Annotated in this window: 22 protein-coding genes, 1 tRNA gene and 1 pseudogene; 11 read left to right on the top strand and 13 right to left on the bottom strand. The window is 67.8% G+C overall.

Translation table 11 applies throughout. The features are described 5' to 3' along the window. Window positions 1–36 precede the first annotated feature (36 nt). The 7 genes from GIY56_RS05240 to nth form a co-directional block, all read right to left on the bottom strand. The gene (locus GIY56_RS05240; protein WP_154763743.1) at window positions 37–1377 is read right to left on the bottom strand and encodes a DNA-packaging protein; all 1341 of its coding nucleotides are present in this window, start codon (window positions 1375–1377) and stop codon (window positions 37–39) included. Then, complete coding sequence (locus GIY56_RS05245) at window positions 1328–1699, bottom strand: permease (protein WP_154763744.1); 372 nt, start codon at window positions 1697–1699, stop codon at window positions 1328–1330. Before GIY56_RS05245 ends, GIY56_RS05240 begins: the two co-directional genes overlap by 50 nt. Before the next feature lie 303 nt (window positions 1700–2002). After that, window positions 2003–2440, bottom strand: a complete 438-nt coding sequence (locus GIY56_RS05250; protein WP_154763745.1) for a hypothetical protein — start codon at window positions 2438–2440, stop codon at window positions 2003–2005. A 122-nt stretch (window positions 2441–2562) separates the two neighbouring features. Next, window positions 2563–3747, bottom strand: coding sequence for an endolytic transglycosylase MltG (gene mltG / locus GIY56_RS05255; RefSeq protein ID WP_154763746.1), 1185 nt, complete (start codon window positions 3745–3747; stop codon window positions 2563–2565). Continuing rightward, on the bottom strand, window positions 3744–5006 hold the full coding sequence (gene fabF, locus GIY56_RS05260; protein ID WP_154763747.1) for a beta-ketoacyl-ACP synthase II: 1263 nt from the start codon (window positions 5004–5006) through the stop codon (window positions 3744–3746). The genes mltG and fabF overlap by 4 nt, the downstream gene beginning before the upstream one ends. Window positions 5007–5168: 162 nt before the next feature. Then, a complete protein-coding gene (locus GIY56_RS05265; protein ID WP_154763748.1) occupies window positions 5169–6182 on the bottom strand; it encodes an adenosine kinase in 1014 nt (337 codons plus the stop codon). Beyond that, a complete protein-coding gene (gene nth / locus GIY56_RS05270) occupies window positions 6179–6841 on the bottom strand; it encodes an endonuclease III (protein WP_154763749.1) in 663 nt (220 codons plus the stop codon). Before nth ends, GIY56_RS05265 begins: the two co-directional genes overlap by 4 nt. 112 nt (window positions 6842–6953) lie before the next feature. On the opposite strand from nth, the gene GIY56_RS05275 reads away from it, so the two are divergent. Beyond that, a complete protein-coding gene (locus tag GIY56_RS05275) occupies window positions 6954–7634 on the top strand; it encodes an OmpA family protein (protein WP_154763750.1) in 681 nt (226 codons plus the stop codon). A 77-nt stretch (window positions 7635–7711) separates the two neighbouring features. Here GIY56_RS05275 and GIY56_RS05280 read toward each other — a convergent pair whose 3' ends face one another. The 5 genes from GIY56_RS05280 to GIY56_RS05300 all read right to left on the bottom strand — a co-directional run bounded on the left by GIY56_RS05280 (window position 7712) and on the right by GIY56_RS05300 (window position 10354). Next, entirely contained in the window at window positions 7712–8269 is a 558-nt protein-coding gene (locus GIY56_RS05280) for a F0F1 ATP synthase subunit B (protein ID WP_154763751.1), read from the bottom strand. After that, entirely contained in the window at window positions 8266–8856 is a 591-nt protein-coding gene (locus GIY56_RS05285) for a F0F1 ATP synthase subunit B' (RefSeq protein WP_154763752.1), read from the bottom strand. The genes GIY56_RS05280 and GIY56_RS05285 overlap by 4 nt, the downstream gene beginning before the upstream one ends. A 73-nt stretch (window positions 8857–8929) precedes the next feature. Next, the gene (locus GIY56_RS05290; RefSeq protein WP_089343169.1) at window positions 8930–9166 is read right to left on the bottom strand and encodes a F0F1 ATP synthase subunit C; all 237 of its coding nucleotides are present in this window, start codon (window positions 9164–9166) and stop codon (window positions 8930–8932) included. A 58-nt stretch (window positions 9167–9224) separates the two neighbouring features. Beyond that, window positions 9225–10004, bottom strand: coding sequence for a F0F1 ATP synthase subunit A (locus tag GIY56_RS05295; protein WP_328288449.1), 780 nt, complete (start codon window positions 10002–10004; stop codon window positions 9225–9227). Window positions 10005–10006: 2 nt separating this feature from the next. Beyond that, window positions 10007–10354, bottom strand: coding sequence for an AtpZ/AtpI family protein (locus GIY56_RS05300; protein WP_154763753.1), 348 nt, complete (start codon window positions 10352–10354; stop codon window positions 10007–10009). Between the two features lie 206 nt (window positions 10355–10560). Here GIY56_RS05300 and GIY56_RS05305 point away from each other — a divergent pair, with 206 nt between their 5' ends. The 4 genes from GIY56_RS05305 to GIY56_RS05320 all read left to right on the top strand — a co-directional run bounded on the left by GIY56_RS05305 (window position 10561) and on the right by GIY56_RS05320 (window position 12815). After that, window positions 10561–10908, top strand: a complete 348-nt coding sequence (locus tag GIY56_RS05305; protein WP_154763918.1) for an ArsR/SmtB family transcription factor — start codon at window positions 10561–10563, stop codon at window positions 10906–10908. Beyond that, window positions 10905–11786, top strand: coding sequence for a PfkB family carbohydrate kinase (locus GIY56_RS05310; RefSeq protein ID WP_154763754.1), 882 nt, complete (start codon window positions 10905–10907; stop codon window positions 11784–11786). The genes GIY56_RS05305 and GIY56_RS05310 overlap by 4 nt, the downstream gene beginning before the upstream one ends. Beyond that, complete coding sequence (locus tag GIY56_RS05315; protein WP_154763755.1) at window positions 11783–12697, top strand: pseudouridine-5'-phosphate glycosidase; 915 nt, start codon at window positions 11783–11785, stop codon at window positions 12695–12697. Before GIY56_RS05310 ends, GIY56_RS05315 begins: the two co-directional genes overlap by 4 nt. Window positions 12698–12732: 35 nt before the next feature. Continuing rightward, a tRNA-Leu gene (locus GIY56_RS05320) sits at window positions 12733–12815 on the top strand. Between the two features lie 34 nt (window positions 12816–12849). On the opposite strand, the gene GIY56_RS05325 is transcribed toward GIY56_RS05320, so the two are convergent. Next, a complete protein-coding gene (locus tag GIY56_RS05325; protein ID WP_154763756.1) occupies window positions 12850–13230 on the bottom strand; it encodes a translation initiation factor 2 in 381 nt (126 codons plus the stop codon). A 262-nt stretch (window positions 13231–13492) separates the two neighbouring features. Here GIY56_RS05325 and fdnG point away from each other — a divergent pair, with 262 nt between their 5' ends. The 6 genes and pseudogenes from fdnG to selB all read left to right on the top strand — a co-directional run. Then, entirely contained in the window at window positions 13493–16582 is a 3090-nt protein-coding gene (fdnG, locus tag GIY56_RS05330; RefSeq protein ID WP_154763757.1) for a formate dehydrogenase-N subunit alpha, read from the top strand. Beyond that, window positions 16579–17559, top strand: coding sequence for a formate dehydrogenase subunit beta (gene fdxH / locus GIY56_RS05335; RefSeq protein WP_154763758.1), 981 nt, complete (start codon window positions 16579–16581; stop codon window positions 17557–17559). The genes fdnG and fdxH overlap by 4 nt, the downstream gene beginning before the upstream one ends. Beyond that, window positions 17559–18245 carry a formate dehydrogenase subunit gamma gene (locus tag GIY56_RS05340; protein WP_154763759.1) on the top strand — a complete coding sequence of 229 codons (687 nt, stop codon included), beginning with the start codon at window positions 17559–17561 and terminating at the stop codon, window positions 18243–18245. Before fdxH ends, GIY56_RS05340 begins: the two co-directional genes overlap by 1 nt. A gap of 37 nt (window positions 18246–18282) precedes the next feature. After that, window positions 18283–19197, top strand: a complete 915-nt coding sequence (gene fdhE / locus GIY56_RS05345) for a formate dehydrogenase accessory protein FdhE (protein ID WP_154763760.1) — start codon at window positions 18283–18285, stop codon at window positions 19195–19197. Then, on the top strand, window positions 19197–20564 hold the full coding sequence (gene selA, locus GIY56_RS05350; RefSeq protein WP_154763761.1) for an L-seryl-tRNA(Sec) selenium transferase: 1368 nt from the start codon (window positions 19197–19199) through the stop codon (window positions 20562–20564). Before fdhE ends, selA begins: the two co-directional genes overlap by 1 nt. Continuing rightward, window positions 20561–22372, top strand: a pseudogene (gene selB / locus GIY56_RS05355) (selenocysteine-specific translation elongation factor); the annotation flags it as partial. The gene selA and the pseudogene selB, both read left to right, overlap by 4 nt. Window positions 22373–22432: the final 60 nt, after the last annotated feature.

Genomic DNA, 22432 nt, shown 5'->3' on the forward strand with positions numbered 1-22432 from the left:
ATGAAAATATCCCGGGGTCCGGGGCAGCGCCCCGGTTTACAACTGCCGCATCTGCGGCCGCCGCCAGCTTGCCCCCGGCTCGATCACCAACTCGTGGATCGCCCAGACCAGCGCATCCAGCCGGTCGGGCGATCCGCGCCCCTCGAACCCGCGCACCGTCATCTGACACATCTGGTCCTCCAGCGCGCCCAGGCCGCGCAGGTGCTTGACCCGCCCTTGCTCGTAAAGCGCCGCCACCGGCTCGGCCCGCAGCCCCTTGCCCCGCCCGGCGCGCAGCGCGCGGAACGGGACCAGAGGATCCACCTGCCGGATCACGCTTTCCACCAGATCGCCGCCTTGGTTCACCTCGGCCACCAGCCTTTCGGCCCCGTGCCGGTCCATCGCGGCGATGGCGGCGCGCGCCCAGTCCAGCGGCCCGCCCCGGATGGTGGCGTCCTCCAGCACATAGGTCCGCCAGTCGCCCGGCTCGCCCTCGGCCACGACGCCCGCGACCACGATCCCGCATTCGTCGCTGGCCTTGCCCGCCGTCACCGCCGGATCGACCGCCACGACCACACGCGACAACTTCGGCGCCCGCTCCACCCGGCAGCCCTCCAGCATCGCCGTGGTCCACAGCGCGCCTTCCACGTCGTCCAGCAGCACGCCGTCCAGTTCCTGCCGCCCCAGCCGCGTCCCGCCGTATCGAGACGCCACCTCGGCCAGGAAGCTTTCCGCCAGATAGGCGCGGTTCGCATCCGTCGGCGCATGGGTCGTGACCGTGGACGCATTGCCCAGGATCCGCTTCAGCACCCCCACGTTGCGCGGCGTGGTCGTGACCACCTGCTGCGGATGCTCGCCCAGGCGCAGCGCGAATTGCAGCATGTCCCAGACATCCTCGGACTTCTTCCACTTGGCCAGCTCGTCCGCCCAGGCCGCGTCGAACTGCGGCCCGCGCAGGGCTTCCGGCTCATGCGCGGAATAGACGGTGGCGGTCGCGCCGTTGGCCCAGACCAGCCGCTTGCGCCCGGCTTCCCAGACGGGCCGCCGATCGGGCGGCGAACAGGCGAGGATGCCGCTTTCGCCGAACACCATCACCTCGCGCACCTGGTCGAAGGTTTCGCCCACCAGCGCCACGCGATGACAGCGCCCGGGTGCGGCAGCGGTCGGCCCCTCGACCATCCGCCGCACCCATTCGGACCCGGCGCGGGTCTTGCCCGCGCCGCGCCCGCCCATGATCACCCAGGTCTTCCAGTCCCCCTCGGGCGGCAACTGGTGCGGCAAGGCCCAGAACTCGAACAGCCAGGGCAGCGCCATCAGCGCGTTTTCGGACAGCCCGCCCAGGAATGCATCAACCTCCTCCGGCGCGGCGGAGGCAAGCCAGGCGGTGCCCGATTTCATCTCGTGCCGCGTCAAGGTCAAGGCTTCCGCCCCCGACCCCGCCGGCAATGTCCTTGCGTAACTTGTCAACCCTGTTCCTTTCCGCCATCAGAAGACCGACCGCCTCGCGGACGACCTTCGCGGTTTGCATGGCTTCCTTCAGCTCGGCGGGATCGACGGCCCCGCTCTGCCGGGCCTCCAACGCGGCCTCGTGACGTTTCAGATCCTTGACATAGGACCAGAACAACCCTTCGGCGACCGCGATGGCCTCGCCCGGGTCCATCGCCGCCTCCGCACTCGCAACCGGCTTTCCGTCCGCCCGGGCCGGGTGATCCCCGGCCACGAACGGTCCTTCGGGATCAGCGATCCCGCGCCATTCCATATCGTTCATGCAAACTGTCCCGCCTCGTGTCCTGTCCGCACGAGCCGAAAACTGAAAAAGCGGCCCTAGGGGTCGCCCCCCGGCCGCTTGCCCACTTTTCCCAGCATGGATAAGTTCTACCTCAGGGCGTTCGGCAAGTCAATCGCTAAACCATGGCGCGCACGGTTCACGGCCCATTATCCATTCCGAACAAAGACTTGACCTGCGCAACACCCCCATGCAACACCCGCCGCAACCCACATGGCAGGCGCAACGGGATTCGCGTCACGCGTCCTTCGTGCCCTTCCCCTGGCCCTTCGCCTCGGTGGCGGCGGCAATGGCGTTGGCTGCCTCGTCCTGCATCTTCTGCGCAAATCCCACCATCTGCGCCGCATAGGCTTCGGCCCATTCCGGGAAATGCCCCGACTTCATGGCTTGGGCGCGCATCTCCTCGCCCTTTTCGCGCATCTTCTGGAACTGGTCCTCCCAGGCCGTCTGCATGACCTGCCACTGGTTGCGGACGTTCTCGCCGGCCTCCTCGAAATAGCCCCGGATCTGGCGGTTCATCTCGTCCTGGCGCTGCATCGCGGTTTCCTGCCACTTGCGCGCGCTGACCAGCATCTCGTCGTTGCGGCTGGTCATCTGATCCTGCCACTCGGTCACGCGCTGCTCGTAAAGACGGGCGTTGTCGGCCAGGGTCGAAAACATGTCGGACAATTTCATGGCACATCCTCCAGGAAGGCGACGGCCCGGCGCAGGTTCACGCCATGGAAAAAGCCCGCCCCTTGCACGCCAGCCTGCGCAACGGGACGGGCTTTGTCAAACCCCTTGAACGGCTTGCGGCCTTATCCGTCGCCCTGGACCGGACTGGTGGGATCTCCGCCCTGCTGACGCTCGATCTCGCGCCAGCGCGCCACGGCGGCGTTGTGTTCCTGAAGCGTGCGCGAAAAGGCATGCCCGCCCGACCCGTCGGCCACGAAGAACAGATAGTCCGTCGTGTCGGGGTTCAGCGCCGCCCGGATCGCCGCGCGCCCCGGATTGGCGATGGGCGTCGGCGGCAGCCCATCGACGCGATAGGTGTTGTAGGGCGTGGGCGCCGCCAGTTCCGACCGCCGCAATCCGCGATCCAGCACCCCTTCGCCCCTGGTGATGCCATAGATCACCGTCGGGTCCGTTTCCAGCCGCATCCCTTGTTCCAGCCGGTTCACGAAGACGCTGGCGACCTGCGGGCGCTCCTCGGGCACCCCCGTCTCCTTTTCCACGATGGACGCCATGATCAGCGCCTCCTCGGGCGTCTCGTAGGGCAGGCCGAAGGGACGCGCTTCCCATTCGGCGGCTAGGATCGCCGTCTGGCGCTGCGCCATCTCGGCCAGCAGCGCGCTGCGGCTGCCGCCCTTCTCGACCTCATAGGTGTCGGGCGCAAGGCTGCCCTCGGCCGGGATGTCCTCGACCTCGCCCGTCAGGAAGGACGCGGCCTTCAGCGCCTCGACCACCTGCCAGCTGGTCACGCCCTCGGCCATGGCCACGCGCAGCCGCGCGCCGGGCTTGTCCACGGCTGCGGTGATGGCCTCCGGCGCCGTTTCCGTCGCGGGGTCATAGCGCGCCATTTCCTCGAAGGCGCCCGTCTCGGGGTTCATGTCGCGCAGCAGCACGGTGTTCTCGCGGACGCCCACGCGCACCAGAACCTCGGTCCCGCAGGTGGACGGCCCGCCCGCCGTGATCACGTCCACGATCTGCGCCATGCTGGCGTGCGGCGGCACCAGATAGCTGCCGAACTTCAGATCGCGCGCGCGGTCCAGATAATCCGTCCCCGCCCGGAAGACATAGGAGTTGCTGATCGCCCCTTGTTCCGCAAGCTGCTGGCTGACGGCGTTCAGGCTGGCCCCCGGCGCGACCTGCACGCATTGGGCCACCGCACTCGGCCCCGGCCCGCTGAACTGGTGCCTGCCCCAAGCCACCGCCGCCGCCGCCGCGATCAGCACCACGATCAGCAGCGTCAGGAAATTCGAGGCGATGTTGCGCCAGATCATGCGCGGACCGCCCCCAGGACCAGGCTGGCATTCGTGCCGCCAAAGCCGAAGCTGTTCGACAGCACCACATCGACGCGGCGCCGCACCGCGGCATTGGCGGCCAGATCCAGCTTCGGCTCGACCGCGGGACGGTCCAGGTTGATCGTCGGCGGGCAGATCTGATCCCGGATCGCCAGCACGCAGAAGATCGCCTCGACCGCGCCAGCCGCCCCCAGCAGATGCCCGATGGAGGACTTGGTGGACGACATCACCACGTTCGACGCATGATCGCCCAGCAGACGCTCGACCGCGCCCAGTTCGATGGTGTCGGCCATCGTGCTGGTCCCATGCGCGTTGATGTAATCCACCGCCGAAGGCTCCAGCCCGGCGTTCTTCAACGCGTTCCGCATCGCCCGGAACCCGCCATCGCCATCCTCGCTGGGCGCGGTGATGTGATAAGCGTCGCCCGATAAGCCGTATCCCAGCACCTCGGCATAAATCTTCGCGCCCCGCGCGCGGGCGTGTTCGTATTCCTCCAGCACCACGCAGCCCGCGCCCTCGCCCATCACGAACCCGTCGCGATCCACATCATAGGGCCGCGATGCCGCCTGCGGATCGTTGTCGCGCTTGGTGGACAGCGCCTTGCAGGCGTTGAAACCGGCGATGCCGATCTCGCTGATGGGGCTTTCCGCCCCGCCCGCGACCATCACGTCGGCATCCCCCAGCATGATCAGCCGCGCCGCATCGCCGATCGCGTGCGCCCCTGTCGAACAGGCCGTGACCACCGCATGGTTCGGCCCCTTGAAGCCGAAGCGGATCGACACCTGCCCCGACACCAGGTTGATCAGCGCGCCGGGGATGAAGAAGGGCGAGACCCGCTTCGGCCCGCGCTCCTTGATCAGCACCGCCGTTTCCGCGATCGAGGTCAACCCCCCGATCCCCGACCCGATCATCACGCCGGTCCGCTCGCGGTCTTCCTCGGACTGCGGCACCCAGCCGGAGTCCTCCACCGCCTGCACCGCCGCGGCCATCCCGTACAGGATGAAGTCATCGACCTTGCGCCGGTCCTTCGGCTCCATCCAATCATCGGGGTTGAAGCTGCCGTCCTGGCCATCGCCCATGGGGATCTCGCAGGCGTATTTCGTCACCACGTCCTTGGGATCGAAGCGCGTGATCCGCCCCGCGCCCGACTGCCCGGCCAGCAGCCGTTCCCACGTCGCCTCGACGCCGCAAGCCAGCGGCGTGACCATCCCCAACCCGGTGACAACAACCCTGCGCATCCGCGAAGTCCTTCAAGCTGCAAATTCGTTGCGGCCCTGATACACGCGGCGCACGAGCCACGCAACGCCAGCGGCCTCCAACCGGCAGGCATTCACCTTTGCTTAAATATCCTCGGGGGGTCCGGGGGGCGAAGCGCCCCCGGCCTTCGCGGGACGCAAAACTCAGATCAACCCTTCCGCGCGGAAATCCGCCCGCAAATCCCGCTCGGGCCGCGGCCCCACATGCCCGATCACCTCCGCCGCCGCGATGCAGCCCATCCGCCCCGCCACCGCCAGCGGCAGGCCCAGGGCCAGACCATAGATCAGCCCCGCCGCGAACTGGTCGCCCGCCCCCGTCGCATCCACCGGCACGATGCGATGAACGGGCGCCGTCACCCGCTCGCCCTCGCGGATCAGGATCGCGTCCTCGCCCGACCGGGTGCAGACCACCGTCCCGCAATCCGCCGATGCCAGCAGCAAAGCCTCCTCCAGATCCCCGACCTGATACAGCGCCTGCCATTCGTGGACATTGCCGATCACGTAATCCATCGGCCCCGCCACCAGCCGCCGGAAATCGGCGCGGTGCCGGTCCACGCAGAACGGATCGGACAGCGCGATCCCCGCCTGCCCGCCCGCATCGTGGCAGGACCGGGCGGCCTTCAGGAAGGCTTCCTTCCCCTTGGGCTTGTCGAACAGATAGCCTTCCAGGAACAGCCAGCCCGCCCCCTGGAACACCGAGGGATTCACGTCCTCCGGCCCCAGCTCTGCGGAAATCCCCAGATAGGTGTTCATCGACCGCTCGCCATCCGGTGTGACCAGGATGATGCTGCGCGAGGTCGGCAACTGCTCCCCCGCGACCGGAGGGTTCACGAAAACCGTCCCCGTCGCCTCGGTCTGTTCGGCATAGGACAGTCCCAGGGCATCATCCGCCACCCGCCCGATGAAGGCCGTGCGCAGCCCCAGCATACCGATGCCCGCCAGGGTGTTGGCCACCGATCCCCCCGGCACCAGCTTTGATCGCGCGCGCCCCGGCCCATGGTCGTCGGCCTGCGCGGCCATCAGGTATTCCGACCGTTCCCGCTCGATCAACTGCATGATGCCCTTTTGCACCCCAAGCGCCGCCAGCCGGTCGTCGCCCACGGGCGAGATCACGTCCATCACCGCATTGCCGATGCCGATCACATAGGGGGTGGTCATGCGGTCTTCTCCTCGTATGGGCACAAATCGTATATCGGACACACCGCGCAACGCGGGCGGCGGGCCTGGCAAATGTATCGGCCGTGCAGGATCAGCCAGTGATGGGCGTTGTCCTGAAAGCGCGCGGGCACGTTGTCCTCGATGGCGCGCTCCACGGCGTCCACGTCGCGGCCGGGCGCAATGCGGGTGCGGTTGCCCACGCGGAAGATATGCGTATCCACCGCCTGCGCGGGATGGCCAAAGGCCGTGTTCAGCACCACGTTGGCCGTCTTGCGCCCCACGCCCGGCAGCGTCATCAGGGCGGCGCGGCTGTCGGGAACCTCGCCGCCGAACTCCTCGACCAGGATGCGCGACAGGGCCATGACGTTCTTCGCCTTCTGCCGGAACAGCCCGATGGTCCTGACATGTTCGGTCACGCCCTCCAGACCCAGATCCAGCATCTTCCGCGGCGTGTCGGCCACCGCGAACAGGCCCCGGGTCGCCTTGTTCACCCCCACGTCGGTCGCCTGCGCCGACAGGGCGACAGCCACGACCAGCGTGAAGGGATTGGTCCATTCCAACTCGGTCACGGGCTTCGGATTCGCGCTTGCCAGGCGCGAGAAGATCGCGACCTGCTGGGCGAACGGCAAGGGCTGCGGCGGGCGGCGGATCTGGACCATGGCCCGCCGCTTTTGACGGTCCCCGCGCGCCATTGCAAGCCCGTGGCGGCTGTCCCATAGTAAGCGCCATGTTTCCACGGGAGGGGGCCTTCGGCCCGGAAAGGACAATCCCATGACCCTTCGCATTTCCACCCTTCTTGCCGCCACGGGCCTTGTGGCGCTTGGCGCCTGCGCGCCCACGACCGGCATGGACGGCATGAACACCGGCACGGGCACCGGCATGAGCCGCACCCAGCAAGGCGCCCTGGCCGGGGCCGCGGTCGGCGCCGTTCTTGCGGGCACGCGCGACAGCGACCGCAACAACCAGGGCCGGGACGCCGCGCGCGGCGCGATCATCGGCGCGGTGGCCGGCGGCATCGCGGGCAACATCCTGGACCGCCAGGCGCAGGCGCTGCAACAGTCGCTGTCGAACCCGAACATCCAGGTCATCAACCGCGGATCCTATCTGCAGGTCATCATGCCCGAAGGCATCCTGTTCGCCACCGGATCCGCCGCCGTGTCGGGCACCGCGCAGAACGACCTTTATGCCGTGGCGCGCAACCTGAACCAGTATCCCAACAGCCGGGTCGAGGTCGTGGGCCATACCGACAACACCGGCAGCGCCGCCCTCAACGCCGACCTGTCGCAGCGCCGCGCCCAGTCGGTCGCGGGGATCCTGTCCGCGGCGGGCGTGGCCTCGCAGCGCCTGATCGCCACCGGGGCCAGCTTCAACCAGCCCATCGCCTCGAACGACACCGCCGCGGGACGCGCGCAAAACCGCCGGGTCGAGATCCTGATCCGCCCGACCAACTGATCCCACCCCAAGCAAGAACCCCCGCCGCTTGACGCGACGGGGGTTTTTCACTGTCCGATTTCAGTGGCTTGCGCCCGTCAGTTCAACCGGCGCGCCACGTCTTCGATGGCGTCGTCGATCCCGGCGGACCGCTGCCCGGCCCTCACCTGCTGCGCCAGCAGGCTGGATGCCGCAGCCATCGCCGCCTGCACGGCCCGGTCGCGCACGGCGCGCACCGCATCGCTTTCGGCGCTGGCGATCTGGTCCTCGGCCCCCTTCAGGCGGCGCTCGATCGAGGTCTTGAGGTCGGCCTTGGCCTTGGCGGCCTGCGCCTCGGCCTCGCGCTTGGCATTGGCGACGATCTGCTCGGCCTGGCCCGCCACCTCGCGCTGGCGGCGCTCGAAGCTGGCATAGATCTCCTGCGCGTCCTCGCGCAGGCGCTTGGCCTCGTCCAGGTCGCGGCGGATGCCATGGGCGCGCTGGTCCAGAAGCGCGCCGATCCGGGCGGGAACCTTGAAATACAGCAGGATCCCGACAAAGACCAGAAAGGCGATCAGGACGATGAAGTTCGTGTTCCGCAACGAGAAGAACGGACCCGTCGCGGCTAATGCCGGGCTGGCGGTCAGGCCGGCGGCAAGAACGGCAAGCTTTTTCATTGCAAGGCTCCCTTCATGCGGCTGTCCACCGCCTGATCGACCGCGGCCTGATCGACCACGCCGCCAAAGGTGCGGACCAGTTCGGCGGTGACATCGCGGGCAACCTCGCGGGCGTCGGTGTCGGCGCTGTCGCGGATTTGCCGGATGCGTCCTTCCGATTCCGACACGCGCGCGGCGATCTCGGCATCGGCATGGGCGATGGCGGCGTCCAGTTCCTTCTGGATCTCGGCGCGGTTCGCCGCGACGATCTTGCCCGCCTCGGCGCGGGCGTCGGCCAGCGCCTTGTCATAGGCGGCCTCGGCCTCTTTCGCCTTCAGCTTGAATTCCTCGGCAGCCATCAGGTCGCCGGTGATGGCGCCCTGGCGGTCCGACAGGACGGCGCCGATGCGCGGCAGCGCGACCTTGGCGACGACCCAGTAAAGAACGACCATGGCGACGACCAGCCAGAAGATCTGGTTCCCGAAGGAGGTCAGATCAAGCTGGGGCAGACCCGTGGCCGTCTCGGTCTCGCCATGCGCGACAGAGCTTGCCACGCTTTCGGTATGTTCGGCCGCGGTATGGGCGGCCTCTTGCAACAGGCTGATCATGTCCAAACCCCTGGCCTTGAAAGTCACGAAGGGGCGGGGCAGAACCCCACCCCGCCGCAAGGATGGCTTGGGATCAGACCGCGAACATCAGCAGAAGCGCGACCAGGAACGAGAAGATCCCCAGGGCTTCGGCAAAGGCCATGCCGATGAACAGCGTGGCGGTCTGGCCGGCGGCGGCCGAGGGGTTGCGGAGCGCGCCCGACAGGAAGTTGCCGGCGACGTTGCCCACACCGATGGCGGCCCCGCCCATGCCGATGGCGGTCAGGCCGACGCCGATGTACTGGCCCAGTTCTCCGATATTGCCTTCCATGATGATGCTCCTTGCGGTTGGAAGTTGTGGATTGGGGTGATGACCTGTGCAGCCGGGCCTAGTGCGACGGATGCAGCGCGTCCTTGAGGTAAACGCAGGTCAGGATGGTAAAGACATAGGCCTGGATGAAGGCCACGAGGATCTCGAAGGCATACATGCCCACGACCGCCAGGATCGAGACGGGGGTGACAAGCGCGCCCAGACCGGGATTGATCAGGATCAGCGCCGCAAATCCCGCGAAGACCTTGATCACGGCGTGACCGGCGATCATGTTGCCGGCAAGTCGGATGGACAGGCTGAGGGGCCGCACGAAATAGCTGATCACCTCGATCACGGCCAGCACCGGGCGGATCGCCAGGGGCGCCGAGCGGACCCAGAACAGGTCCAGGAAATGCGTGCCGTTCTTGACGAAGCCGATGATCGTCACCGTCAGGAACACCGCCAGCGCCAGAACGCCCGTCACCGCGATATGCGAGGTCACGGTAAAGGCCATCGGCAGCAGGCCCAGGAAGTTGGCGAAGACGACGAACATGAACAGCGTCATGATGTAGGGAAAGTATTTCAGCCCGTCCTTGCCCGCGATGTCGCCCACCATCTTGTGGATCATGCCATAGGCCATCTCGGCCATGGACTGGCTGCGGTTCGGGACGATGGCGCGGCCGCGCGTGCCCAGCACCAGCAGGGCCAGCGTGGCCAGCACGATGGCTGCCAGCCACAGCGTCACGTTGGTGGGCGTGTACCAGTGGACCGGCCCGTCGCTGAACAGCGGGCGCACGATGAACTGATCCATCGGGTGGAAAGACAGGCCGGTTGCCTCGCCATGCGCTTCTGTCGCCACGATCAGTCCCTCTCGTCGGTGCCCGGCGTCTCGCCGGACGTGCTGCCAAGTTCGGCTGCCGTGCGCATCATCGCCTTGATGCCGGCCACGAAGCCGAGAAGTATGAACAGGATCAGCATGACCGGCAGGGTGCCGAACAGCCAATCCAACCCGTATCCGACCGCGGCGCCCAGCATGATGCCGGCGACGATCTCGGTGACCATGCGCCAGGCGACATGCGCCTTGTCATAGCCCGCCATCGGCATGTTCGCCTCTGGCTTGGAGGTCAACCTGGACAGCCGTTGCTCCAGTTCGCGCAGGCGGGCGGCATCAGCCTCCTTGTCCGCGTCGTTCCGAGGCCCTTCGGCCATCTGTCACGCCCCCGTGTATCGGTTGCCGGGTGTCTAGGGTGGAACGCGGCCCAAGTCAAGCAAGTGGAACCACATCGCAAGCCATTGATAATGATCGTTCTTCCTGACCGCCCCCTTTGGCCCTTCCGCTTGCAATCCCCCTTGCGCCCGGACATCATTCAACCGCGCAGTTGACCATTCCCGCCATTCCGCGCCATGAAGTGCCGATGAACACCCCCTCGCCCGACCGGCTGGACCTGATCTTCGCGGCCCTGGCCGACCCCACGCGGCGGCGCGTCCTGTCCATGCTGCTCGAGGACGACATGGCCGTCAGCGACGTGGCCGCGCCCTTCGCCATGAGCCTTGCCGCGATCTCCAAGCACCTCGCGGTCCTTGCGGCGGCGGGGCTGATCCGGCAGGAACGCCGGGGCCGGATCACCTGGTGCAAGCTGGACCCCGACGGGATGCGCGCGGCCTCGGTCTGGATGGAGGGCTTCGGGCAGTTCGACCCGGTGGACCTCGACGATTTCGAACGTTTCCTGGAAGCCGAGATGCAAAGCTGGACCCGCGAATGACCACCCAACCCGACATCCTGTGCATCGGCGCGATGCTGTGGGACGTGATCGGCCGCGCACCGCGCCGCATGGCGCCGGGTGCCGACGTGCCGGGGCGCATCCGCCACATCCCCGGCGGCGTGGCGCTGAACGTCGCGGTCGCGCTGGCCCGCCGGGGGTTGCGCCCCGCCGTCCTGTCCGCCGTGGGCCGCGACCCCGAAGGCTGCGCCCTGGTGGCCGAGGCCGAACGGCTGGGCGTCGTCACCGCGCATCTGGCGCGCGACACCGGCCTGCCCACCGACACCTACATGGGGATCGAGGACAGCGAGGGCCTGATCGCCGCCATCGCCGATGTCCACAGCCTGGAGGACGCGGGCACCGCGATCCTTGCGGCCCTGGACGGCGCGCTTGCCGACTGGACCGCCCCGGTGGTGCTGGACGGCAACCTGACTGCCGATCTGCTGGACGCCATTTCCCGCGACCCGCGCCTGGCCCGTGCCGATCTGCGCGTGGTCCCCGCCAGCCCCGGCAAGGCCGAGCGTCTGGAACCCCTGATCGCCGCCCGCCGCGGCTGCTTCTATCTCAACCGGCTCGAGGCCGAGATCCTCGCGGGCCGCGCCTGCCCCGATGCCGCCACCGCCGCGCAGGCCGTGGTGGCGCGCGGCGCGGCCCGCGTCCTCGTGACCGACGGTCCCCATCCCGTGGCCTGTGCGATGGCGGGCGCGACCACGCTGACCTTTGCCCCGCCCGTCGTCACCGTGGCCCGCGTGACCGGCGCGGGCGACTGTTTCCTGGCGGCGCATCTGGCAGCCGAACTGGCGGGGCAATCCCGCGAGGCGGCTCTGCGCCAAGCGGTGGAAGCCGCCGCCGCCCATGTTTCCGGAAAGGATGTCCCATGACCGCCCCCCTCACCTTCTCGCCCGAGGTTTCCGCCGCCCTGTCAAAGGGCCGCCCCCTCGTGGCGCTGGAATCGACGATCATCACCCACGGGATGCCCTATCCGCAGAACCTGGAGATGGCGCGCCAGGTGGAACAGGCGATCCGCGACAACGGCGCGGTGCCTGCCACCATCGCCGTGATGGGCGGGCAGATCCATGTGGGGCTGACGGATGAGACGTTGCAGGCTCTGGCGCAGACGCCCTCGGATCAGGCGATGAAGCTGAGCCGCGCCGACCTGGCCGTGTGCCTGGCGAATGGCCGCACCGGCGCGACCACGGTCGCCGCCACCATGATCTGCGCGCATCTGGCGGGCATCCGCGTCTTTGCCACCGGCGGCATCGGCGGCGTGCATCGCGGCGCGGAAACCAGCTTCGACATTTCGGCCGACCTTCAGGAACTCGCGCAGACCCCCGTGACGGTCGTGGCGGCAGGCGCCAAGGCGATCCTGGACCTGCCCAAGACATGGGAGGTGCTGGAAACCCTGGGCGTCCCCGTCATCGCCTATGGCCAGGACGAGCTGCCCGCCTTCTGGTCGCGCGTCAGCGGCATCAAGGCCCCGCTGCGGATGGACAGCCCGGACCAGATCGCCGCCGCCGCTGCCATGCGCGCGCGTCTTGGCCTGAAGGGCGGGCAATTGGTTGCCAACCCCATCCCGCATGACGCCGAGATCACCGCCGACGTGATCGGCCCGGTGATCGAACAGGCCCTGTCCGAAGCCCAGGCCCAGGGGATCGCCGCCAAGCAGGTCACGCCCTTCCTGCTGCAACGCATCTTCGAGCTGACCGAGGGCCGCTCGCTCGACTCGAATATCGCCCTGGTCCTGAACAACGCCCGGCTTGCCTCGCGGATCGCCATCGCGATGACCCGTTGACCGCCCCGCCCGTCCTGCCGTAAGGCTGGGCGCGTGCGCGGCTGGCGGAATTGGTAGACGCAGTTGGTTTAGGTCCAACCGCTTCGGCGTGGGGGTTCGAGTCCCTCGCCGCGCACCACCAATCCAGCCGAACCCTGACCCAGGGTTGCCGCTTACTTGCAGTTCAGCGTGACCTCGACCGGGTTCGGCACCAGATCAAGCATCGCCCCGGTGCTGGCATCCACGCCGGCGCCGATGATGCCGCCCACCAGCACGTTCCCTGCCATGGCCGCACTGCCGCCGCCTGCCACCTTGTTGGTGACACGGACCTGCTGGGGCGCGCAATTTTCCTTGGTGATCAGGACATTGAGTTCCGATTTTCGAGGCGCCTTGAAGGTGCAGGGGGTGTTGTTGCACACCTGCCCGTCACTCATCTTGACCTGCGCCCCGCCAGGGGTCGAATTGACGACAAGCGTGTCGGTCTTCCCGCGCGTGATGGTTGCACAACCGGCCATCGACAGAACGGCGCAAGCCAGAATAATGGGTTTGAACATGAGATTCCTCGTATATGAAGCGAGGGCCTGATGACGCAGCCGGACCGGAAACACAATCCCTATATCCGGATGATTTTACCGAACATTTTGGTGCATATCCGTCTGTTTGGCCCGCGTGTTTCCGACTGTTTTCCTTTGCCCGCCCGGCACTGGAGGTCGCGGGAACGTGCGGCGCTTCTCTCCCCGCCCCGCCTTGACTTTTGACCGTCCGGTCAGCAAACTTGACCTGTACCTATCTATAGACAGGCAGCAGGAGGGTCTTATGAACATCGACCTTTCGCGGCGCGGCTTTTTCAAGCTGGCGGGCGCGGGGGTTGCGGCAACGTCGCTGGGGGCCATGGGCTTCGGCGAGGCCGAGGCGGCGGAACGGGCGCATGTGCGCGCCTTCAAGCTGGCCACGACCACGGAAACGCGCAACACCTGTCCCTATTGCTCGGTGGCCTGCGGGATCATCATGTATTCCAAGGGCGACGTGAAGGCCGGCGAGACCGCCGAACTGATCCATATCGAGGGCGACGCCGACCATCCGACGAACCGCGGCACGCTGTGCCCCAAGGGCGCCGCGCTCAAGGATTTCGTCCACGCGCCCACGCGCCTGACCAAGCCGCGCCATCGCGCCGCAGGCGCCAGCGAATTCCAGGACATCACCTGGGACGAGGCGCTGGACAAGATCGCCCGCGCGATGAAGGACGACCGCGACGCCAACTTCATCCAGACGAACGAGGCGGGCGTGCCCGTCAACCGCTGGACGACGACCGGCTTCCTGGCGGCATCGGCAACGACGAACGAGACCGCATGGCTGACGTACAAGACCGTCCGCTCCATGGGGATCGTCGGATTCGACAACCAGGCGCGCGTCTGACACGGCCCCACGGTGTCCAGTTTGGGCCCGACATTTGGCCGTGGAGCGATGACCAACTCCTGGACCGACATCAAGAACACCGACCTCGTGGTCGTCATGGGCGGCAACGCCGCCGAAGCGCATCCCTGCGGCTTCAAGTGGGTGACCGAGGCCAAGGCGCATCGCGGCGCCAAGCTGATCGTGGTCGATCCGCGCTATACCCGCACCGCATCGGTGTCGGATTTCTATGCCCCGATCCGTCCGGGCAGCGACATCGTGTTCCTGATGGGCGTGATCCGCTGGTGCATCGAGAACGACAAGGTGCAGTGGGATTACGTCCGCAACTATACCAACGCTTCCTTCCTGGTGAAGGACGAGTTCGGCTGGGCGGACGGGCTTTTCACCGGCTATGACGAGGAAAAGCGCGACTACGACAAGTCGTCCTGGGACTACAAGATGGGCGAGGACGGGTTCGTCCAGACCGACCCCACGTTGCAGGATCCGCGTTGCGTGTGGAACCTGCTGCGGGCGCATGTCGATGCCTATACGCCCGAATTCGTGGAGCGGATCTGCGGCACGCCCAAGGACAAGTTCCTGACGATCTGCGGCATGATCGGCGAATGTTCGACGCCGACCAAGACCATGACCTCGATGTATGCGCTTGGCTGGACCCAGCATTCCAAGGGCGCGCAGAACATCCGCGGCATGGCGATGCTGCAACTGATCCTGGGCAACATCGGCGTCCGGGGCGGCGGGATGAACGCGTTGCGCGGCCATTCCAACATCCAGGGCCTAACCGACATCGGGCTGATGTCGAACCTGATCCCGGGATACCTCAACATCCCGACGGAAAAGGAAGCGGACTGGACGACCTACATGTCCACCCGCGCCTTCAAGCCGATCGTGCCGAACCAGACCAGCTACTGGCAGAACTACCTCAAGTTCATGGTCAGCTTCATGAAGGCCATGTGGGGCGATGCCGCGCAGCCGGAAAACGACTGGGCCTATCACTATCTGCCGAAACTCGACGTGCCCGCCTATGACGGGATGCGCATGTTCGAGCTGATGAACCACGGCAAGGTGAACCTGTATTTCTGCCAGGGCTTCAACCCGCTGTTGTCCTTCCCCAACCGGGGCAAGATGACGCAAGCGTTTTCCAAGCTGAAGATGCTGGTCATCATGGATCCGCTGGCCACGGAAACCTCGCACTTCTGGCAGAACCACGGCATCCACAACGACGTGGACACGGCGGCGATCCAGACCGAGGTCCTGGAACTGCCCACCACCTGCTTTGCCGAAGATGAAGGCGCGCTGGTGAACTCGGGCCGCTGGATCCAGTGGCACTGGGCGGGGGCCACCCCTCCGGGCGAGGCCAAGCACGACACCTGGATCATGGCGCAGATCTTCCAGCGGGTGAAGAAGCTGTACCAGGACGAAGGCGGGGTGTTCCCCGACCCGATCCTGAACCTGACCTGGGATTATGCGGATCCGCTGGAACCCATGCCGGACGAGTTGGCGCGGGAAATGAACGGGCGCGCGCTGTCCACGGTCTATGACCTCAAGGACACCACCAAGGTCGTGGCCGAGGCCGGGCAGCAACTGTCGAACTTCGGCCAGTATCGCGACGACGGCTCGACCATGGGCGGCTGCTGGATCTATGCCGGCAGCTGGACCGAGGACGGAAACATGATGGCGCGGCGGGACAATACCGACCCGGGCGACACCGGCGCGTTCCTCAACTGGTCCTTCGCTTGGCCCGCGAACCGGCGGATCCTGTACAACCGCGCGTCCTGCGACCCTCAGGGCAAGCCCTGGGATCCGTCGCGCAAGATCATCGAATGGACGGGCGAGAAATGGGAAGGCTATGACGTGCCCGACATCCCGGTCACGGCCAAGCCGGGCGAGGTCCATCCCTTCATCATGAACCCCGAAGGCGTGTCGCGCCTGTTCAGCCGGGGCATGATGCGGGACGGTCCCTTCCCCACCCACATGGAGCCGTTCGAGGCCCCCATCGCCAACCCCTTCAATGCGCGGATGCGGGGCAACCCCGTGGCGCGGGTCTTCGAATCCGACGCGAACCAGTTCGCCGCCATCGGGGATCCCGAATTCCCCTGCGTCGCGACCAGCTATCGCCTGACCGAGCATTTCCACTATTGGACCAAGCACAACCCGGTGAACGCCGTGTTGCAGCCCGAGTTCTTCGTGGAGATCAGCGAGGAACTGGCGGCCGAGCGCGGAATCGAGCGGGGCGGACGGGTCCGCGTCTGGTCCAAGCGCGGCGAGGTCTGGGCCAAGGCCCTGGTGACCAAGCGGATCCGGCCGATGCAGATCGACGGCAAGACCGTCCATGTGATCGGCATCCCGCTGCACTGGGGCTTCATGGGCGCGGCGAAAAAGGGCTTCGGCCCGAACAGCCTGTCCTCGCAGGTCGGCGACGCGAACGTGGAAACGCCTGAATTCAAGGCCTTCATGGTCAATATTGAACCCTCAGCCGAGGAGCCGGTGGCATGAGCGAAACCGCGCCCCAACCCAAGACGGCGGCGGCCAACCCGCCGGTGCAGCCGATCGGGTCCAACCTGCTGCCGTCCGACGTGGTCCGCATCTCGGCCACCAAGGACGTGCCGCAGCCGGACCGGCAGCTGACCAAGGTCGCCAAGCTGATCGACGTGTCCAAGTGCATCGGCTGCAAGGCCTGCCAGTCCGCCTGCATCGAGTGGAACGACACCAGGCCCGAGGTCGAGGAAAACGTGGGGGTCTATGAAAACCCCCACGACCTGACGCCCAACATGTTCACCCTGATGCGCTTCACCGAATGGGTGAACCCGGAAACCGACAACCTGGAATGGCTGATCCGCAAGGACGGCTGCATGCATTGCGAGGATCCGGGCTGCCTCAAGGCCTGCCCGGCGCCCGGCGCCATCGTGCAGTATTCCAACGGCATCGTCGATTTCATCCACGAGAACTGCATCGGCTGCGGCTATTGCGTGACCGGCTGCCCCTTCGACATCCCGCGCATCAGCAAGGTCGATCACAAGAGCTACAAGTGCACCCTGTGTTCCGACCGGGTCGCCGTGGGCCAGGGTCCGGCCTGCGCCAAGGCCTGCCCCACGCAGGCCATCGTCTTCGGCACCAAGGAGGACATGATCGCGCACGCCGAGGAGCGGATCGAGGATCTGAAATCGCGCGGCTATGCCAATGCCGGGATCTATGACCCGGCGGGCGTGGGCGGCACGCATGTGATCTATGTGCTGCACCATGCCGACAAGCCCTCGATCTATGACGGGCTGCCGGACGAGCCGCGCATCTCTCCGGTGGTGGAGGGCTGGAAGGGCGTCACCAAGACCGCCGGTCTGGCCGTCATGGGCGTGGCCGCCGTGGGCGCCGCGATCCACGGCATCTTTGCCCGCGCCAACAAGGTCGCCGAGCATGAGGAGCATGAGGCCGAGAAGCTGGTCCAGTCCGGCGACGGCAACGGGGGGACCGTCTGATGCCGCGTCCCCTTTATGCCGAACCGGGCGACCGGATCGAATCCGTCAAGCCGGTGACGGTCAGCCGTTACCGGGGCTTCATCCGGGCGAACCACTGGATCACGGCGCTGTCGCTGATCCTGCTGCTGGTCTCGGGCCTCGCGTTCTTTCACCCGTCGCTGTATTTCCTGACCGGGCTGTTCGGCGGCGGGCAGAACGCCCGCTGGCTGCATCCGATCATCGGCGTGGTGCTGTTCGTCAGCTTCATGGTCATGTTCATCCAGCTGTGGCGGCTGAACCTGCCCACGGGCGACGACCGGAAATGGCTGTCCCAGATCGGCGACGTGGTCAAGGGCAACGAGGAAAACCTGCCCGAGCTTGGCAAGTACAACGCGGGCCAGAAGTTCATCTTCTGGGGCATGACGATCCTGATCGTGGTGCTGATCGTCACGGGCGTGATGATCTGGGAACAGTTCTTCGGCGAGCTTGTCAGCATCCCCACGCGCCGCTGGGCGGTGCTGAGCCATTCGCTCGCGGCGGTGGCGATCATCCTGGTCTTCATCCTGCACGTCTATGCGGCCTTCTGGACGCGCGGCACGCTGCGGGCGATGACGCGGGGCACCGTCACCGGCGGGTGGGCCTATCGCCACCACCGCAAATGGCTGCGCGAACTGGCTGGACGGCGCACACGCGGCCCGGCAGAATAGCCCCCAACAACAGTGGCCGGTCCGGCCCGGAGACGTGATGAACACCACCATCCAACCCGATCCATCGGTCATCGGCGGCGTCCCCGTGGCGCCGCTGGCCTTTTTGCCCGACCCGGCGGCCGTCTTTGAAAAACGTGCCGGGCGGTTCGCCTTCCTGGCCGATCACGGCGGCAATCTGGCGCCCTATCTGCGGTTCCTGGGCGACATCAGCGCCCTGCAAGCCCGGCTGGCGCGCGACCTGCCTGCCGTGGCCCCCCTGTCCGCCGAGCGCATCCGCATCGCCCGCGAAAGCCGGATGCCCCCCATCGACCGCACCGCCTTGGCCGTGGACGAGGGGATGCACGCCACGCTCGACCGCTTCCTGGCCGAGGCGGCGGCGCTGGACATGCCCGAACCCGCGCGGCTGGCCTTGTCGGCGGTCACGGCGGCGGGCCTGGCCGACCGGCACTGGCTTCTGGACAACATCCTGTCCGACCGCATCCCCGAAGACAGCGCCGCGCCCCATCTGTTCGTGGGCGCCGCCGTGCAGTTGCACCTGGCGCGGCTGGCCGCCACCCTGGACGCCAGGCAACTGGTCAAGATCCGCACCGGCACCTGCCCCACCTGCGGCGGACGCCCGGCGACCTCATCCGTGATGGGCGCGGCGGGCATCGAAAGCACCCGATACGCCACCTGCGGCTGCTGCGCGACGCAATGGAACGAGGTCCGGGTCGTCTGCCTCTGCTGCGGATCGAACGCCGCCATCAGCTATCGCAGCGCCGAGACCGGAGAGGCGACGGTCAAGGCCGAGGTTTGCGGCGACTGCAAGTCCTGGGTCAAGATCCTGTATCAGGTCAAGAACCCCAGCCTGGACCCTATCGCCGACGACGTGTCCAGCCTGGGCCTGGACATGCTGATGAAGGACACGCCCTTCCGCCGCGGCGGCTTCAACCCCTTCATCGCGGGGTATTGATGGCGGGGTTCCGCGCCCTGCCCTCGGTCGATCAGGTTCTGCTGTCCCCCATGGGCCGCGCGCTGATCGACGCCCATGGCCGAACGGCGGTCACGGGTGCCCTGCGCGCCCGGCTGGACGCGGCCCGCGCTGCGATCAAGGGCGGCGAGGATGGCGAAACCGAGGCCGCGCGCCTGCCCCATCTGCTGGCCGCCGATCTGGCAACCGCGGCGCAATCCCGGCTGCGGCCCATGCTGAACCTGACCGGCACGGTCCTGCACACCAACCTGGGCCGCGCGATCCTGGCGGACGAGGCTATCGCCGCCGCATCCGCCGCCATGGCCGCGCCCTTGGCGCTGGAATTCGACCTCGACACCGGCGGGCGCGGGCAGCGCGACGACCACCTGCGCGGATTGCTGTGCGAGCTGACGGGGGCCGAGGACGCGACGATCGTCAACAACAACGCCGCCGCCGTGCTGATCGCGCTGAACACCTTCGGCCAGGGGCGGCAGGCCATCGTCTCGCGCGGGGAACTGATCGAGATCGGCGGCGCCTTTCGGATGCCCGACATCATGGCCCGCGCCGGCGCGCAACTGGTCGAGGTGGGCACGACCAACCGCACCCACCCGCGCGATTATCAGGACGCGATCACGCCGGACACGGGGCTGATCCTCAAGGTCCATACCTCGAACTACCGGATCGAGGGCTTCACCGCCGAAGTCCCCGCGCCCGCCTTGGCGCAGATCGCGAAAAAGGCGGGGGTGGTGCTGCTCAATGACCTCGGGTCCGGCTCGCTGGTCAATCTTTCGGCTTACGGGTTGCGAAGCGAACCCACCGTGGCCGAGGCGGTGGCCGAGGGCGCGGACCTCATCACCTTTTCCGGCGACAAGCTGCTGGGCGGGCCGCAGGCGGGCTTCGTCGTCGGCCGCCGCGACCTGATCGCGCGGATCAACAGGAACCCGCTGAAGCGCGCCCTGCGCCTGGACAAGATCCGCATCGCCGCGCTGGAGGCGACCCTGCGCCTCTACCGCGACCCCGACCGGCTGGCCGAACGCCTGCCCACGCTGCGCCACCTGTCGCGCCCGCAGGCGGACATCGCCGCGCAGGCCGCGCGCTTGGCCCCGCAGGTGGCGGCCCTGCTGCCGGATTACACCGTGACCGCGACCGATTGCGCCAGCCAGATCGGGTCCGGTTCGCTGCCGACCGACACCATCCCTTCGGCGGGCCTGCGGATCACGGGCGCGGGCGGCGACGCGCCCGACCGGCTGGCCGCATCGCTGCGCGCCCTGCCCCGGCCCATCGTGGGCCACATCACGGGCGGCGCGCTGATCCTGGATCTGCGCACCCTGGACCGCGACGGCGACCTGCTGGACGCGTTGTCGGCATGATCGTCGGCACGGCGGGGCATATCGACCATGGCAAGACCGCCCTGGTCAAGGCGCTGACCGGCACCGATGCCGACCGCCTGGCCGAGGAAAAGGCCCGCGGCATCACCATCGACCTGGGCTTTGCCTATGCCGACCTGGGCGGCGGGACGGTGACGGGCTTCGTCGACGTGCCGGGGCACGAGAGGCTGATCCACACCATGCTGGCGGGCGCGGGCGGCATCGACCTGGCGCTGCTGGTGGTGGCCACCGACGACGGCGTGATGCCGCAGACCCGCGAGCATGTGGCGATCCTGGACCTGCTGGGCATCGGACGGGGCCTCATTGCGCTGACCAAGGCGGATCTGGCCGACACGGCGCGGCGCGCGGCGGTGACTGCGGAAATCCGCGCGGCGCTGGAGGGCACCGCCCTGGCCGACGCGCCGATCCTGCCGGTCTCATCCCTGACCGGCGAAGGCATCGACGCCCTGCGCGCGGCCCTGATCGCCGCCGAGGCGGAAACCACCGCCCGCCATGCCGACGGTTCGATGCGGCTGGCCGTGGACCGCAGCTTCACCCTGTCCGGCGCGGGCACCGTCGTCACCGGGACGGTGCTGACCGGGCGCGTGGCCGTGGGGGATCCCGTGATCGTCAGCCCGCGCGGGTTGCCCGCCCGCGTCCGCGCCATCCACGCCCAGAACCGCCCCGCCACCGAGGGCCTCGCAGGCCAGCGTTGCGCGCTGAACCTGGCGGGCGAGGCAATCAGCAAGGATGCCATCCACCGCGGCGACGTGGTGCTGTCGCCTACCCTGCACGCGCCCACCGAGCGCATCGACGCCTGGCTGACCGTGCTGCCCGGCGAACCCAAGCCCATCGGCACCTGGTTCCCCGCCCGCCTGCACAGCCACGCGGTCGAGGCGGGCGCCCGCATCGTCCCCTTGTCGGACCCCATCCAGCCGGGCGGCAGCGGCCCGGTGCAGATCGTGCTGGACCGTCCCATCGCCGCCGCCATCCACGACCGCTTCATCCTGCGCGATGTCTCGGCCAGCCGGACCATCGGCGGCGGGCGCTTCCTGGACCTGCGCCCGCCTGCCCGCAAGCGCCGCACGCCCGAACGGCTGGCGCTGATCGGGGCCGCCCGCGCCGAAGACCCCGGCGCCGCGCTGAAGGCCATGCTGACCGTGGCCCCCGTCGATCTGCCCGCCTTCGCCCGCGACCGCAGCCTGTCGCCCGTCGCGCTGGCCGGGGCCATCCGCGACGCCCAGGCCGCGACCATCGGCGATCTGGCGATCAGCCCCGCCGTTCTGGACGGCCTGCAAGCGCAGCTGACTGCCACCCTGGCGCAGTTCCACGAGGACAACCCAGACCTGCCCGGCTTGGGCCGCGAACGCCTGCGCCTGACGCTGACCCCGCGCCTGCCCAAGGACGCCTTCCTGATCTTCCTGCGGGCGGAATCCGACCAGGCCCGCGCCACCCTGGACGGCGCCTTCGTCCGCCTGCCCGGCCACGAGGTCCGCCTGACGCCCGAGGACGAGGCCCTCTGGCACCGCATCGCCCCCGCGCTGTCAGGCGACGCCCGCTTCCGCCCGCCGCGCGTGCGCGATTTCGCGACCGACTTCGGCATCGACGAACGCGAGGTCCGCCGCGTGTTGCGCCTGACGCAAAGGCTGGGCCGGACCGACCAGATCGCGCACGATCATTTCTTTGCCCGCCCCGTCACGGCGGAAATGGTGGCGATCATCCGCGATGTCGCGGCGCAATCCCCGGACGGCTGGTTCACCGCCCCCGCCTTTCGCGACCGGGTCCAGAACGGCCGCAAGGTCGCCATCGAGATCTTGGACTTCTTCGACCGCCACGGCCTGACCTTGCGCCGCGGCGACAAACGTCGCATC

Origin of the sequence: Paracoccus lichenicola (assembly GCF_009708075.1) — a bacterium.
GTDB classification, from domain to species: Bacteria; Pseudomonadota; Alphaproteobacteria; order Rhodobacterales; family Rhodobacteraceae; genus Paracoccus; species Paracoccus lichenicola.

Coding starts and splice junctions, on each gene's coding strand:
- GIY56_RS05240 (WP_154763743.1), bottom strand. CDS start 1,377: ATGAAATCGGGCACCGCCTGGCTTGCCTCCGCCGCGCCGGAGGAGGTT.
- GIY56_RS05250 (WP_154763745.1), bottom strand. CDS start 2,440: ATGAAATTGTCCGACATGTTTTCGACCCTGGCCGACAACGCCCGTCTT.
- mltG (WP_154763746.1), bottom strand. CDS start 3,747: ATGATCTGGCGCAACATCGCCTCGAATTTCCTGACGCTGCTGATCGTG.
- fabF (WP_154763747.1), bottom strand. CDS start 5,006: ATGCGCAGGGTTGTTGTCACCGGGTTGGGGATGGTCACGCCGCTGGCT.
- GIY56_RS05265 (WP_154763748.1), bottom strand. CDS start 6,182: ATGACCACCCCCTATGTGATCGGCATCGGCAATGCGGTGATGGACGTG.
- nth (WP_154763749.1), bottom strand. CDS start 6,841: ATGGTCCAGATCCGCCGCCCGCCGCAGCCCTTGCCGTTCGCCCAGCAG.
- GIY56_RS05275 (WP_154763750.1), top strand. CDS start 6,954: ATGACCCTTCGCATTTCCACCCTTCTTGCCGCCACGGGCCTTGTGGCG.
- GIY56_RS05280 (WP_154763751.1), bottom strand. CDS start 8,269: ATGAAAAAGCTTGCCGTTCTTGCCGCCGGCCTGACCGCCAGCCCGGCA.
- GIY56_RS05285 (WP_154763752.1), bottom strand. CDS start 8,856: ATGATCAGCCTGTTGCAAGAGGCCGCCCATACCGCGGCCGAACATACC.
- GIY56_RS05290 (WP_089343169.1), bottom strand. CDS start 9,166: ATGGAAGGCAATATCGGAGAACTGGGCCAGTACATCGGCGTCGGCCTG.
- GIY56_RS05300 (WP_154763753.1), bottom strand. CDS start 10,354: ATGGCCGAAGGGCCTCGGAACGACGCGGACAAGGAGGCTGATGCCGCC.
- GIY56_RS05305 (WP_154763918.1), top strand. CDS start 10,561: ATGAACACCCCCTCGCCCGACCGGCTGGACCTGATCTTCGCGGCCCTG.
- GIY56_RS05310 (WP_154763754.1), top strand. CDS start 10,905: ATGACCACCCAACCCGACATCCTGTGCATCGGCGCGATGCTGTGGGAC.
- GIY56_RS05315 (WP_154763755.1), top strand. CDS start 11,783: ATGACCGCCCCCCTCACCTTCTCGCCCGAGGTTTCCGCCGCCCTGTCA.
- GIY56_RS05325 (WP_154763756.1), bottom strand. CDS start 13,230: ATGTTCAAACCCATTATTCTGGCTTGCGCCGTTCTGTCGATGGCCGGT.
- fdxH (WP_154763758.1), top strand. CDS start 16,579: ATGAGCGAAACCGCGCCCCAACCCAAGACGGCGGCGGCCAACCCGCCG.
- GIY56_RS05340 (WP_154763759.1), top strand. CDS start 17,559: ATGCCGCGTCCCCTTTATGCCGAACCGGGCGACCGGATCGAATCCGTC.
- fdhE (WP_154763760.1), top strand. CDS start 18,283: ATGAACACCACCATCCAACCCGATCCATCGGTCATCGGCGGCGTCCCC.
- selA (WP_154763761.1), top strand. CDS start 19,197: ATGGCGGGGTTCCGCGCCCTGCCCTCGGTCGATCAGGTTCTGCTGTCC.